General features: G+C 66.8%; 17 protein-coding genes. All 17 read right to left on the bottom strand.

Annotated elements, in window-relative coordinates; translation table 11 throughout:
• Positions 1 to 9: 9 nt before the first annotated feature.
• Positions 10 to 426: a hypothetical protein gene (locus tag ACFVXC_RS05955; protein WP_389901894.1), complete on the bottom strand. Its 417-nt coding sequence runs from the start codon at positions 424 to 426 to the stop codon at positions 10 to 12.
• Positions 423 to 791, bottom strand: coding sequence for a hypothetical protein (locus tag ACFVXC_RS05950; RefSeq protein WP_389901892.1), 369 nt, complete (start codon positions 789 to 791; stop codon positions 423 to 425). Before ACFVXC_RS05950 ends, ACFVXC_RS05955 begins: the two co-directional genes overlap by 4 nt.
• A 22-nt stretch (positions 792 to 813) precedes the next feature.
• Entirely contained in the window at positions 814 to 2,697 is a 1,884-nt protein-coding gene (locus ACFVXC_RS05945; protein ID WP_389901890.1) for a DNA polymerase, read from the bottom strand.
• Positions 2,698 to 2,777: 80 nt separating this feature from the next.
• Positions 2,778 to 3,503: a hypothetical protein gene (locus ACFVXC_RS05940; protein WP_389901888.1), complete on the bottom strand. Its 726-nt coding sequence runs from the start codon at positions 3,501 to 3,503 to the stop codon at positions 2,778 to 2,780.
• A 3-nt stretch (positions 3,504 to 3,506) separates the two neighbouring features.
• Entirely contained in the window at positions 3,507 to 3,965 is a 459-nt protein-coding gene (locus ACFVXC_RS05935; RefSeq protein ID WP_389901886.1) for a hypothetical protein, read from the bottom strand.
• Entirely contained in the window at positions 3,962 to 4,441 is a 480-nt protein-coding gene (locus tag ACFVXC_RS05930; RefSeq protein ID WP_389901885.1) for a hypothetical protein, read from the bottom strand. The genes ACFVXC_RS05935 and ACFVXC_RS05930 overlap by 4 nt, the downstream gene beginning before the upstream one ends.
• Positions 4,442 to 4,546: 105 nt before the next feature.
• Entirely contained in the window at positions 4,547 to 6,133 is a 1,587-nt protein-coding gene (locus tag ACFVXC_RS05925) for a DEAD/DEAH box helicase (protein WP_389901882.1), read from the bottom strand.
• Complete coding sequence (locus ACFVXC_RS05920) at positions 6,133 to 7,107, bottom strand: CHC2 zinc finger domain-containing protein (protein WP_389901881.1); 975 nt, start codon at positions 7,105 to 7,107, stop codon at positions 6,133 to 6,135. Before ACFVXC_RS05920 ends, ACFVXC_RS05925 begins: the two co-directional genes overlap by 1 nt.
• Positions 7,085 to 8,323 (bottom strand): DnaB-like helicase C-terminal domain-containing protein, encoded by a 1,239-nt coding sequence (locus tag ACFVXC_RS05915; protein WP_389901878.1) that lies wholly within the window; start codon positions 8,321 to 8,323, stop codon positions 7,085 to 7,087. Before ACFVXC_RS05915 ends, ACFVXC_RS05920 begins: the two co-directional genes overlap by 23 nt.
• Positions 8,320 to 8,595, bottom strand: coding sequence for a hypothetical protein (locus ACFVXC_RS05910; RefSeq protein ID WP_389901875.1), 276 nt, complete (start codon positions 8,593 to 8,595; stop codon positions 8,320 to 8,322). Before ACFVXC_RS05910 ends, ACFVXC_RS05915 begins: the two co-directional genes overlap by 4 nt.
• Entirely contained in the window at positions 8,592 to 9,425 is an 834-nt protein-coding gene (locus tag ACFVXC_RS05905) for a phage antirepressor (protein WP_389901873.1), read from the bottom strand. The genes ACFVXC_RS05910 and ACFVXC_RS05905 overlap by 4 nt, the downstream gene beginning before the upstream one ends.
• Positions 9,426 to 9,878: a hypothetical protein gene (locus ACFVXC_RS05900; RefSeq protein ID WP_389901872.1), complete on the bottom strand. Its 453-nt coding sequence runs from the start codon at positions 9,876 to 9,878 to the stop codon at positions 9,426 to 9,428. It abuts the gene before it with no gap.
• A complete protein-coding gene (locus tag ACFVXC_RS05895) occupies positions 9,875 to 10,537 on the bottom strand; it encodes an ATP-binding protein (RefSeq protein ID WP_389901870.1) in 663 nt (220 codons plus the stop codon). The genes ACFVXC_RS05900 and ACFVXC_RS05895 overlap by 4 nt, the downstream gene beginning before the upstream one ends.
• Entirely contained in the window at positions 10,537 to 11,070 is a 534-nt protein-coding gene (locus tag ACFVXC_RS05890) for a hypothetical protein (RefSeq protein WP_389901869.1), read from the bottom strand. The genes ACFVXC_RS05895 and ACFVXC_RS05890 overlap by 1 nt, the downstream gene beginning before the upstream one ends.
• A gap of 174 nt (positions 11,071 to 11,244) precedes the next feature.
• Positions 11,245 to 11,688 carry a hypothetical protein gene (locus ACFVXC_RS05885; protein WP_389901867.1) on the bottom strand — a complete coding sequence of 148 codons (444 nt, stop codon included), beginning with the start codon at positions 11,686 to 11,688 and terminating at the stop codon, positions 11,245 to 11,247.
• Positions 11,689 to 11,789: 101 nt separating this feature from the next.
• Complete coding sequence (locus ACFVXC_RS05880; protein ID WP_389901866.1) at positions 11,790 to 12,662, bottom strand: hypothetical protein; 873 nt, start codon at positions 12,660 to 12,662, stop codon at positions 11,790 to 11,792.
• A gap of 145 nt (positions 12,663 to 12,807) precedes the next feature.
• Positions 12,808 to 13,116: a hypothetical protein gene (locus tag ACFVXC_RS05875; RefSeq protein ID WP_389901863.1), complete on the bottom strand. Its 309-nt coding sequence runs from the start codon at positions 13,114 to 13,116 to the stop codon at positions 12,808 to 12,810.
• Between the last annotated feature and the right edge of the window lie 12 nt (positions 13,117 to 13,128).

The raw sequence follows: 13,128 nt of genomic DNA, 5'->3' as shown, positions 1-13,128 counted from the left end.
TGGAGGGAGTCAGAGACGGCCGACGATGGTCTTCGGGTTGTAGCCGGAGCCTTCGGCCTGGTGGAGCGAGACCTTGGTGGGGGCCGAGGAGTTGTTGGCCACGGCGACGCCCTGCGTCGAGTTCTGGACGGGCCAGCCGCAGTCGAAGCAGGTCGCCTGGCTGTTGGGGGTGGGGCGCCAGTAGTGCTCGCTGGAGCAGGACGGGCACAGCTCGGAGTGCTTGGCGGACTGGGCCCGCTCGGTCTGGTACTCGCGCTGGAGCTGCTCGGGGGTGCTCGCGGGCTCGGCCGGCGCCGTCTCGGGGCGGGTGTAGGTGGGGTGGGCCCACCATGGGGCGCCGCTCGGGGTCAGGCCGGCTTGCGGACGCGGCGGGGGCGGTCCGCCCTGGGCCTCGGTGAACTTCTTCAGCCAGAATTCACTGCTCATGAGTCGTCTCCGATTTCCAGAGTTCCGGATTCCAGAAGCTGAGAGATGACGGCGGTGCACGCGGTGCGGGTGACGAAATGGAACATCGCCAGAGAGCGCTCGTCGACTTCCCGCTCGTCTCCGCTCAGTTGCGTCAGCCGGCACAGAACATTCGCCGCGACATCGGCGTGGTTGAGTGCCTGAGCGGCTACCGGCATGAAGCGTTCGATCCTGTTGTGGGACGCGAGGTGCTCGCTCTCGTCGACCTCGGGGCCGGCCGGTACCAGTCCGAGCAGCAGGCACACTTCGTCGTAATCGCTGCACGCGACAATGTCCCGGAGCATTCCTCGGAAGATGGCGGGTCCTGTGGTCTCGATATCAGGCATGCTTCCAGCCTAGGTGGGGGAATTATTTCGCTTCAGACCAGCGGTCGCAGATTTTTACGTCCGTGGTGACCGGGACGGAAAGGAGCTGCATTTCCGCGCCCGCCATGGCCTCCTGGAGAACCTTCGCTCCCTCCTCGGCGATATCGGCCGGGCACATGGCCGCGATTTCGTCGTGGACGGTGAGCAGGATTTGCATATCCGGCAGCAGGCTCTTGTGCAGGCGCACCAGGGCGAGCTTCGTCATGTCCGCGTTGCTCCCCTGAATGTGGGAGTTGACGACCTGGCGTTCGGCCTTCGCGCGCCGCCCCCGGTCGTGTGAGAGCAGGTCGGGAAGACGGCGCTTACGACCAAGGAGGGTGCGCAGGTATGGCTCCGGCCGACGCGAGCGCACGGTGCGCAGTAGCTTGGCCTTGTACCTGTACACCTCGGGGAACTGCCGCTCGTGGGTGGCGAGGATCTGCTTGGCCCGGCGCAGCGTGGTGTGCGACATGTCGGCGACCTTCTGTGGCCCGGCGCCGTAATTGATGGCGAAAGCGATGGCTTTCGCGACCTGCCGCATTTGCTTGGTGACGTCCTCGGGGGCGACGCCGAATACCGCGCTCGCGGTCGCGGTGTGGGCGTCGATGTTGTCCCAAAAGCCCTGCCACAAAGCGCCCTTGCCGGCGAAGTGCGCCAAAATCCTCTGCTCGATCTGCGCGTAGTCCGCGACCAGGAGCTTGAACCCGGGGATAGGGTCGACCAGGTCCCGGATGGCCCGTCCCCACACCGTGTCCGGCCTCGGCCAGTTCTGCACGTTCGGGGTGGAGCAACTGAACCTTCCGGTCACGGTCCCGTATTGCTTGAGCATCGGGTAGATGCGGCCGTTGAAGATCTGGGTCGGTTTGTCCTCGCCGTCGCCCAGGTAACCCTCGACGTACGTCGAAAGGATTTTGGAGACGTCCTGATAGCCGAGAAGGGCGGAGACGAAGTCGTTGCGGCCCTTGTAGGGCTCCAGGGCCTCGGCGTCGGTTGAGGGAGCCCCCTTCTTCGTCAACTTCCTTGGTTTGAGGCCCTGTTCCTCATAGAGGATTTTCTGCTTCTGGGGGACAGAGCCGATGTTGAAGACACGGCCTGCGGCGCGGTAGACCTCGGCTTCGGCGTGCTCCATTTCGCCGCGCAGCCGGGTGCGCAGTTCCTTCAGGGCGTTGATGTCGATCGGCACGCCCTGGCCCATGTGCAGGAGACAGTGGAGGACGTCCATCTCCAGGGCCCACATGTCGTCCAGGCCCTCGGCCGTGAGCTTGGGCCGCATGTCTTTCCAGTGCAGCCAGGTGGTGCGGCCGTCGAGCCACGCGTATTCATGGACCTGGCCGAAGGGCCACTTCTCGACGCACTTGCCGGTGTTGTCGTGGTCGTAGTCGAGTCCGTAGCGCTCTTTGTCCAGGGGCTTGAGGCCGAGCAGCCGGTTCTCGTTGAGCATCCACGCGGCGACGATGGTGTCCCCGTAGGGCGGAGGCGGAAAGCCCCGGCCCGGGAAGTACTTGGCCACGCTCAAGAGGTCGAAGGGAGCGTTGTGGGCGACCTTCGTGCGGTCGCTGAAGAAGAGCGGCTCCAGGACGTCGAATACCTGGCTGGGGCGGAGCTGCTTGGGCGGCTCGTCGTAGAGGTAGGGGACGTGCTCCCATTCCCCGGTGGCCTTGTTCTTCCGCCGGGTCGCCTTCCGCAGCAGGTTGTACCCGTTGGGGTGGCCGAGCGGGATGACTGAGCAGGCCCCGTCGGTGGCCAGAGACAGCCACGTGACTTCGTTGACGGCCGGCACGCCCCGGTGAGGCCCGGTGGTCTCGACGTCGAACGCGAACCCGTCGCGGGCCTCGAAGTAGTCGACGACGTCTTGGAGTTGGTCGAGCGTGGTGACGAGCTGGTGCACGGGACGTCCCCTGGATTCGAGAAGCAGCCCGCCCCGGGGTGTAGGTCGACACCCGGGGCGGGCGGTCGGTGGGGACGGGGTCAGTCCTCCATGACGAGGTCGACGACCTCGGCCATCGCTTCCTCGTCGAGCTTCTCCTTGACGACGTCGCCCCACTGGTGGGCCTCGGCCACGAAGGCGTCCAGGGCCTCCTCGGTCAGCGGCTCGACGTCGTACTCCTCGTACAGATCGCGCTCCTTGACGCGCTCCAACGTGTATTCCACGCTCTTCTTCTTCTGTTCCTTCTTGATCGTGAAGTAGAGGTCCGCCCTGTTCAGCGGGCCGCGCTTGCCGTCGGTCGCGATGTCCTTGAGCTGCCGTGCGATCTTGATTCCGGCCTCCCACACCTTCAGGACCGGGGTGGCGGGGTCCTCCATGGAGATCACGTCGAAGCACGCGCTGAACCGCTTGGCCTTGTCGCCGATCTGGCAGAGCGGGCAGTCGGGCGTGCCCCAGCAGCGCACGCTCTTGGAGCCGTCCTCGATCTCGTCGATCCAGTGCGAGTTGTAGACGTCGAACGGACCGTCGCCGACGATCTTGATGACGAGAGGCTTGTCGTCGACCTTGAGGTACATGTCGGAGCCGGAGGCCGACGCGGTCTTCTCCATGGCGTCCCAGCCGGCCATCTGGGTCTGGCCGCCGGAGCCGGTGGACACGACGCGTCCGGAGACCGCTTCGCGCTTGCCGACCTCGAACCCGGCCTGCTCGGTGCTGGAGGTGGTGGGCAGTTGGCGACGACGACGGCCGTACGTACGGGTTTCGGGCATGACTTAGCTCCAGTCCGGAATGGGTTCGGGAAGGGCGGCGCGCGTCTTGACGAAGAGTTCGCGGCAGCGCTCGGGGAATTTGGTCTGCGAGATGAAGCGCTGGGTCCCGGAGAGAACGCCCTCTTCGAAGGCGATCAGGACCACGCCTTCGATCTGGCGGCGCGTGTACAGGCGCCTGCGGCCGTTCTTGGAGTCCGAGTTGTAGATCCACGTCGCGCGGGGGAAGAGGCCGCCTGCCTCCCACTTGTAGATCGTCTTGGGGGCGCGGCCGAGCGCGGTGGCCAGGTGGGAGATGGCGAAGAACTCGCGGTAGTAGCCGCTGATCTTCTTGTAGACCGGGTCGTCGTCCCAGCGGCTGGCACCGTCGCCCTGGTAGCCCTGGGTGGGGTGCGCGACGCCGAGCGGGCGGGCCGTCCCGGGGTAGACGTCCAGGGGCTGTCGCGGCCGGCCGATGCCGTTCACGACGTCAGGCCCCGGAACGCGAAGGTCTCCTTCTGGACCATGATCTGGTCCATGTCGTCCTCGGTTAGCACGCCTTCCTGGAGCAGGACGTACAGCTCGTCGGCGTCCAGAGTCGGAACGGGCGGGAAGGCGCGGCGGTAGACGTTCTCGCCCCGGTCGCGGGTGATGCGCTCGGCCGCTTCGGTGTCGGCCACGATGGACACGCGCCGCTCCCGCTTGATGCGGACGTATTCGCTTTCGCCGACCGGGATGGGAAAGGGGAGGTCGATGTACTGCGACCCCTTGTGGTCGGCGTATCCGCGCGCCTGGACGGCGGCGGCGACCTTGTCGCGGAGTTTGTTCATCCGCGAGGTGAGTTCGGTCTGCTGAGCTTTGAGCTTCGCCCATTCCCGGAAGGTCGGAATGACCGGGTCGAACGGGACTGGTCGGGGTTCGCTTTCCGGTGAGGCCGTGCTGTTGGCGGGGTCCTCGGGCACGTATTGCTCCCAGGGTGGTGCTTACGGGAAGGAGCTACTCGGAATGCTCCGGTCCGAAAACCCTACGAGTCCGAAAAATTGCGGCCAATAGGCCAAAAGGGTGCCTCAAATTGCATTTTCGATGTGCTCGGCGAGGGACTCGACGTCCATGTCCAGAGCGCCGGACCCCATTCCGTCGACCACGGCCTGGGACAGTTTCTGGCGCAGCCGGAGAGTGGCCTGCACGCGCTCCTCGACGGTCTCCTCGACGACGAGGTTGGTGACGTGGACGCGCTCGAAGGTCGACGAGGCACGCACGTGCCGGCTGTTGCGCTGGGCGAGGACGCCATTGCTGTACGGGAGGTCGTAGTTCACCAGGTACTGGGCCTCGGGGAGGTCCAGCCCGTAACCGCCAGCGTTCGTCGAGAGGAACAGGCGGCACTCCGGGTCGTGCTTGAAGCGGGCCAGAACGCTGGCCTTCTCGTCCGAGGTGAGCTGCCCGTGGAAGAGGGCGAGATCGCCGTGCTTGTCCAGTCGTTCGGCGAGGTAGGGCAGCATCTTGCGGTAGTCGGTGAAGACGGCCGCCTTGGTGCCGGGCTCGGCGAGCATGGTGGCGACCAGCTCGTCCAGGACCGCGAGCTTGGGGGCGGTGTGCAGGTCCGGGAGGTCGTAGCGGGAGGCGGCGAACTCCGCCGCGTACTGCGAGCCGCCGGTGCCCTCGTGGAAGGCCACGGCCGAGTCCATCAGGAGCTGCGGGTGGTCGAGCAGCAGGCGGGCGGCCTGGAGACGGGCCATGAGTTTGCCCTGCGCACCGAAGGCGCCGTCGGGTTTGATGCCCGCGTAGTAGGCGGCGAGGTCGAAGTCGGCGCCGGCCTCGGCAAGCTCGTCCATCGCGGCCTGGACGTCGGCGAGGATGGCCTTGTAGATGGACCGGGTTGTTTTGTCGAGACTCACGTGCCGGGTCGTTTCGGTGACCTCGGGGAGGTACTTCGCGACTTCCGGGTCCAGCCGGGACTTCCGGATCATCGACCGCGACAGGTTCTTGTGCAGGAGCCCCAGGTTCTTGTAGCTGGAGACTCCGCCGAAGAAATTGCGGTTGATGTAGCTCTTCTCGAAAAGGTCCCAGCGTCCGAGAATCTTGGAATTGACCCACTCCATGATGGAGAAGACTTCCTCGGGCCGGTTCTCCACCGGGGTGCCGGTGAGGGCGACGCGGATGGGCGGTTTGAGTTTCTTGACGCGCTTGGTGGTTTGTGCTGAGAAATTCTTGATGGCTGTGGCCTCGTCAAGAACCAGGGCGTCGCCCGGCAGCGCGCACAGTTCTTTCCAGTCGTGCAGCACCGCGCCGTAGGACACGATCACGTAGTCCGCGTGCTGGGCGAGGGCCCACTGCTGCCGGCGCTTCTTCGGTGTGCCGTTGATGACGGTGCACACCTCCTCGGCCGGGACGGTGAGTTCCTGCCCGCGCAGCGTGACGGTGCGGGTGGGGGCGTCGGTGAACTGGGCCAGGGCCTGGGCCCATTGCCACTTCAGGCTGGAGGGGACCATGACGACGCAGCAGCGAATGTCGCCCTGGCCGAACAGCTCCTCCAGGGCCGCGATGGTCAGCACGGTTTTGCCCGTGCCCATCGAGTACGCGACGAGGATGCGCCGGTCGGACAGGACGCGGTCGACGGCCTCGTGCTGGTAGGGGAAGAGGGTGCCGGTGAACATCAACGCCTCCTGCGCCAGGGGTGGTGCGCGCCCTGGTACGCGGCTTGCGCGTCGGCGTCGCTCATGTCGCCCAGGTCTTTGGCCGGGGTGTGGCTGTAGTCGAGGAATTTCATGGCCAGGCCGCGCGGCCTCCAGCGGCTGTGGATCTTGTCGCGGGAGGTGTGGCCGGCCGTGTCGTTGTCCAGGCCGAGGACGAGGCAGTGGCAGCGGGCCTTGAGGAGGCGCATCTGGGCCTCGGAGACGTGCGCGCCGTAGCTCGCGAAGGCTCCGGTTATCCCCAGGCTGTGGGCGCGGACCGCGTCCAGTGGGGACTCCAGCAGCAGCGCGGTGTCGCCGGTCCAGGACAGGTCGCCGAAGAGCGTGCGCGACTTGTGGACGCCGGGCGGGTAGTTGCGGAAGAACCGCTTGCCCTTCTCCTGCCAGCCCCACAGTTCGCCGGTGAACGGGTCGCGGATGGGGAGAATCCACCGGCGCTTCTCGGGATTCCACAGGACGCCGAAGTCGGCGCACGCCTGGTCGGTGACGCCGCGTCGTGCGCACGCCTCGGGGGGCGGGGCCGTGAACAGGGCCAGGGAGGCTTCGTTGATGCGGATGCTGTCGTCGGCGGGCGCGGCGGGTGTGTCGTCCTCGGCCGTGCGATACGTCCCGCGACGGGCAATCCAGCGGAAGGCGTCGATGCGGCTGTAGCCGCGTTCGTCCTCCACGAGTTGGATGAACGGGCCTGCGTATCCGCAACTGAAGCAGTGGAAGAGACCGCTGGTCCCGTTCACGGAGAACGACGGCGTGCGGTCACGTTTGCCGGTGAGCGCGAGGTGGGCGGGACAGTGAGCGAGATACTCCGCTGAGTCGGCCTTGCTCAACTCCCGCAGCACGTCGATGCCGAGAGCACGCAGGGTGCCGGGGACGTCGGCCGGCACGGGGTTGGCGTACGCGGAGAGGTCGTCCCAGAAGTCAGTAGGGGAGGTCGGCTTCAATTTCCGCCTCCTCGAACTGTGGCGGGTCCCAGGAGATCGAGATGAGATGTTCCTGGGGTGCCGCATTCCGGCTCGCGAGGACTTTCATCCGGTAGAAGAGGTCTTCGTCGGTGGCCTCCATGCCGACGACCAGGTCCGCGTCCTGCCCCCACGCGCTCGTGTAGCCGAGGCTGTTCACGGTCAGCCCTTTCGCGCCGACCTTGTGGGAGAGGCTCTGCGTGGTGACCACCACGGGGATGTCGTTGGTCAGGGCGAGCTTTTTCAGGCCCCGGGAGATGTTCGTCATCGCGATCGGCGTCTGGGATTCCCGGCTGATCTCGTCGAACAGGAAGTAGGCGCCGTCGATGAACACCACGCTCGGGGAGAGCTGGTCGATTTTGGTCTGGAGGCCGGCGATGGTCATGGCGCCGGCGCGGTCCTCGGTGACGATGTAGGGCTGCTCGCCGAGCGGGTCACTCAGCGCCGCTTCGAGCTGGCGCCACTCCTTCGCGGTGAGCTGCCCGGTCTGGAGGCTGCGCGGGTTGACCTTGGCCAGGAACCCGTCGAGACGCCGGGCGACCTCCGCGTAGGGCATCTCGAAGCTCACCAGCAGCGGCTTGGCGCCGTAGTCGTAGGCGCTGCGGGTCATCCCGAGCATGATCGTCGTCTTGCACGACTTGGCGAGGCCGGTCAGAACGATCATCTGCTGCGGCTGGATTCCGAGGGTGACCTGGTCCAGGAACTGGAATCCCGTCGGGATACCCAGCAATTCGCCGGGGTTGTCGCGGGCCTGGCGGTAGACGTCCAGGCGCTGGGCGCCGGTGGCCGCGTAATCGACCTCGCGCGAGCCGGCCGTGGCGGTGGTGGCCTGCGCGAGCATCATCCGCAGCAGCGGCAGAGCCGCGTCCGAGCCGCCCTTGTCCAGGGCCTCGCCCACCGCGCCCATGCCGAGGTCGATGATGGTGCGCCGGCGCTGCTCGTGCAGCTCGCGCAGCAGGTACTCGATGGGGCCCGAACTCTCCTCGCTGAACGGGAAGTTTGGGTGGTCGCGGGCGATCACCTCGGGGGTCGGGGGTTCTCCGAAGTCGGCGCGGAACGCGAGGATGGAGGAGAAGACCTTGCGGGTCTCGGGGTCCAGGAAGTGTTCGGCGGTGATGCCGCCGACCTGGCCGACGACGGTGTCCAGGTCGCCGGTCAGGGCGATGTAGGAGATGACTTCCTCTTCGATGCTGCTCACACGATCTCCAGCAGCGTCAGCGGGCCGACTTCCTCTTCGAGGTCGCCGAGCGCGACGGGGCCCATGCAGTCGTCGTCCACGACCGGCTCGACGGTGATGCGGGGCAGCTCGTCGGGGGCGAACGTCACGACGACGGCCCAGCCGACCAGCGGCAGGCAGTCGTACCCCTGCACTCCGATCTCCGAGGTGAAGCGTGCGGTCTTGCCGACCTTGTCGGGGATGAGCTGGACGGTCTCGCGGCGGAAGGCACCCGCCGGCTCGTAGTCGGTCATCGGGTGCCGCCCTTCGGGAGCGGGCGGGCGACCATGGTCGGCGGGCCGTGGCGGACCGCAGGAACGTTTCCCCTGTCGGCGAGATCACGGAGGATCTTCCGGATGGCCTCGACGCCCTTGGGCGTGACGTAGACGGTGTAGGTGGTGCGGGCCCCGCCGTCGTCCTGCATGCGGGTGTAGACCTTGGTGACGAACAGGCCGGCATCCGCGTACCGCGCGGCCACGTCGTAGTAGCTGTCCCCGTACGCGTTCTTGTGCCGGAAGATGAAGCCGCGCTCCAGGAGCAGGCTGCGCAACTGCTTCTCCTTGAGACCGAGGAGCTTGGCGGCCTCGCGGACCAGGAGGAAGTTTTCCGAGGCGAAATAGGTGTCGGCTGCCTCGACCTTGGGCGCGGCGGCGGCGAGTTCCTTCTTCGCGGCCTCCAGTTCCTCCCACTGCTGCGCGGCCAGGAGCAGCGCGTCGCCGAACGTCTGCGGGGTGTCGAAGCGGTGCTTGTCCGCTCCGTAGCCGCCGGTGCGCCGGATCTCGGGGAGAACCTCTCCGGTGATCCACTTCTTGAACGCCTTCGCCTCCGATTTCCGGCTGCGCAGGATCATGGAGTAGAGGCCGGACTCGTTGATGACGGACATGCGCTGCTCGCCGCCGGGGGTGCTCACACTCTGAGCACCCTTCTCGTCGTCGTCGAGTCCGCGCAGAGCCGCGTCCGGCCTCTCCATTTCGAGGACGTTGCACACGTCGCGGGCGACCCACCACGGGGCGCCGTCGATGATGAGGACCCGGACCCGCTTATTGGTCTCGGGAAATACCAGGGGGATGACGTCGGTGGCCATTTACAGGACCTCTCGCATGAGTTCGGGGGATTGCGCCGGGACGAGGAAGCCCTTGGGGCCGTAGAGCAGGTTGTGCTCGGGGATGCTGTGGAAGATCCGGGCGACGTCGTCCAGGAACGCGATGCTGCGGCTCATGTCCCGGGGCTGTGAGACGACCAACCGGGTGTGGGGGACGTGCTCCCGGTCCAGACGCTCCGCGAGGGCGCCGACGGCGGCGACCGGCAGGTAGGTGACGACCGCGACGCGCTGGTCCGCCTCCCACAGGTCCCACAAGGCTTGGACGGCCGGCGGGTTGGTCTCGTAGAGGGCCAGGGCCCTGCGGGGCCGGTGCCAGCGCAGCCGGCTGTGGAAGCGCTTCTCGCTGTACCGGGTGGTGGGGACGGCGAGCAGCCTTTCCCAGACCACGTAGACCTCGGCCGGCAGCGGCGCGGCGTCGAGGTCACCGCCGATCACAGGTCGCCCCGGCGGAACGATTCGCCGGTGAAGATCTCCCGGCGGGTGCACTGGTCCATGAAGCTGCGCAGCGCCTTGGAGTAGCGGGCCGCCCAGTCGTCACCCGCAAGGTTCGTGGTGATCAGAGTGGGGCGGCCCTCGTCGTAGCGCTGGCGCAGCAGCCGCTCCAGGGTGTCCTCGGCGAACTTCGAGTCGGTGGTGTGCTCGTGGCCGACGTCGTCGAGGAGGACGACATCGGCCCACTGGACGCGTTCGACGGCGTACTGCCAGCGGGAGATCTGCTCCAGGTCCACGTTTTGATCCGCCCGGACGAGCTTGCGTTCCCGCTCGATGTGCTCGCTGTAGCGCGAGCAGTAGACGGTGATACCCCAGCGGCGGCGCAGCTCGCACAAGATCGCGGCGGCGAGGGTCGTCTTGCCGGTGCCGGGTTGGCCGGCGAAGAGGAGGCCGCGTCCGTAGACGTTCGGGCTGACGGGCAGGCCGCGCCAGTTGCGTGACTGCTGGGCGCGGTAGCCCTCCACGTAGTGGCGGGCCTTCTTCACGGCGTCCGGCTGGCCGCCGAGTTGCTCCACATCGTTGAGGGTCAGACCGCGCAGACGCGGGGGGATTCCGGTCCCGACCCAACGGGCCTTTTCGGGGTCCATGCGGGTGGTGATCATCAGACGTTCCCCCAGGAGGCCGCGAAGGTGTCGCCAGCGGCCGGGTTGTTCTGGGCGGTCTGCTCCCAGGACGCGTACTCCTCGGCGCTGACGGTGACGCCGGTGGCGCGCAGGTCGCGCAGGAGTTGGTAGCGGCGCCACTTGAAGTCCCAGACGTACGGCTTGGAGGGGGCCTTGCCAGCGAGGCGGCTGATGTAGAGGTCGACCAGGGCGCGGCAGTCGTCAGGGGTCAAGCCAACGTCGCGGCGCAGTTCGCCGAACACCTGCATGAGGGCCTGGCGGTTGCCGATTTCGAGGCCGCCGGACCAGCTCAGCGGCGGGCAGGAGGAGGCGAAGTAGTCCGCGAGGCCGGGGATTGAGTCCGCGCCGTACTGGCGGCCCCTGGAGCGACGTACACGGCGCTCGCCGGACTCGGGCGGGGCCCAGGAAGGCTGAGGCGCTGCGGGGCTTTCCTGATGGCCCTGGAGCAGGTTCTGGACGATGGCCGTGGCGTCGAGTTCGGCGTCGGGGTCGTGAATGCTTTTGCGTGCCATGTGGTTCTCCTGGCTGTGTGGCGGGCCAGAACTGCACGCGAACGAATGTTCGTGGGCAGCTAATAGAAACCGTAGGTTTCTATTTGCCTAGCTATTTGCTTGAGCTAGGGCTTGTGCTCTAGCGCGTATGCATGCGCTCGATGTGTCAGTTGCTGCGTCAGGGCAGTTACTCCCTCACAGCCCGGCAGCCAGTTCCTCCAATTGCCGGTTCTGGGCCAGGAGTTGGGCTACTGCGGTGTCGATGAGGTGCTGCTTCGGCGCGCGCACGAGGGCGGCCTGAATCGGCCCGAAGGGCGAGGAGACGTCGATGGCGGCAATGCGTACCTGCGTCTCGGTGCAGGAACCGGGCCACGCAAGTACGCGCACCAGGCCGTGAGTTCGCAGGTCTTTTACCGCCCGCGTGGCGGTGCGCAGGCAGACGAACATCTCGTCCGCGAGGGCCTGCTGGGTGATGTAGGCGCAGGACCAGCCCGAGTCCGCGTCGTACCGGGACTCGGCGTTCGTCACCAAATTCGTGTAGGCCATGCGCGCACGAATCGGGAGCCTGCTGAGGATGTCTTCGACGGAGACGGGGAGTTCGCGCCCGTATTCCGTTCCATTAAAAGTGTCGCCAGACATGCTATTCTCCCGAGGAATGCAGTTGTAATGGCGTGGCGGCCATCCGGAACATGGCCCCGGCGGAATTCGGTCAAGGTCCGCCGGGGCCTTTCTGTTTCCTGTCACGCGGGAACTCGGCGCTTTTGGACCCCCTTCGGCGGGCGGCCCCGGCCGGCAGGCACCCACGCGTTGCGCTCGGCGTCGAAGATCTCCAGGCGGGTCTTCTTCGGCTGCTCGCCCTCGGCCGGCGTCTCGGGCTTGGGAGCCAGCAGCGAGCGGCCGTGAACCAGGGACTCGCGCGTCTCGGCGATGCGCTCCAGCAACCCCGTGCCGATGTGGTCCAGCAGGTCTTCGGCCTTCGCCAGCGACTCGGTGAGCGCGGCGGCCTCCTGGCCGCTGAGCGTCACGTCGGGAGCGTCGCTGACGACCGAGAGAGCGGAAGGGCCTTCACCGTCCGGCAGCGCGGCCGGCGTCTCGGGCGGCTCGTGGTCGGGCAGGTGCCGCCAGGTGATCTCCAGCAGCGCGCGGGACAGGTCGTGCACCGGGATGCCGTCGCGCAGCGCGGCGGCGGCAACCTGAGCGGTGGCCTCGTCGAACTGCTCGTTCTCGCTGATGACGAGCAGCAGGGGGTTCTCGGCCTTCGCGAGCTGCTCGACGAGGGCGGACGGGACGTCGTCCACGATGTGGATGTCCTCGGGCTTGTCCGCGTTGCCGAGGACGTCGACCGTCAGCTCATTGCCGGTCTCGTCCCAGAGCACCTGGTACGCCAGCTCGCAGCGGACCGCCCACTCCCACACCCGGTGAACGGCGGCGGAGGTGGCGGTTCCCCCGGCGGGGAGGAACACCGTGAGGTCGTATTCCTCGGAGGGGGCGAAATAGCCCTCGCTGTCTTCGGCCCCGAACGCGAACTGGTCGTTGAGCGCATCGCAGACCAGGTTCGGGGACACATCTCCCGACCCGAAGATGCCGAGTGTTACTGGGCGCTTGCCAGCCATATTTTCCTCACATGGGTTGATGTGCCGGACGGCAGTGATATTGCCTTCTGTGTCTGCCGGAAAATAGGGGTGTTGTGACCGTTTCTGTCGAATGCACTCCGGCGGCGTAAATGCCTCCGAGAGGGTGAGACACCCCCTCTGACCTCTAAGGACCCGGCATTGGCATACCTCGTCTGGCCCCGCCACGGACGACAGCGGAAATGTTTTGTGTCTCACTCGAACGGCGCAGCATCGCGAGTGTCCCGGCGAGAGAAGCGGCGGCGATCGGCAGAAGGAAATGCCTGTCCACCCAATGGTCGAGCGCGCCGGCTGCGGCGAGGGCGCTGAGCGCCTTGAGGTACCCGGCCGCGACATCCGGCAGACGAAGCAGGTCGCAGGCCGGAGCGATGAGGGGACGCAGGAAGCAATCCCACGCGAAGAAGGTCGAAAGCGCGAGCACGATCAGATATGTCATGAAGGCCCCTTG

Origin of the sequence: Streptomyces sp. NPDC058257 (assembly GCF_042881845.1) — a bacterium.
Taxonomy (GTDB): Bacteria; Actinomycetota; Actinomycetes; order Streptomycetales; family Streptomycetaceae; genus Streptomyces.
Note: the sequence above shows the minus strand (reverse complement) of the source record. Positions and strands in the feature narration are given on the sequence as shown.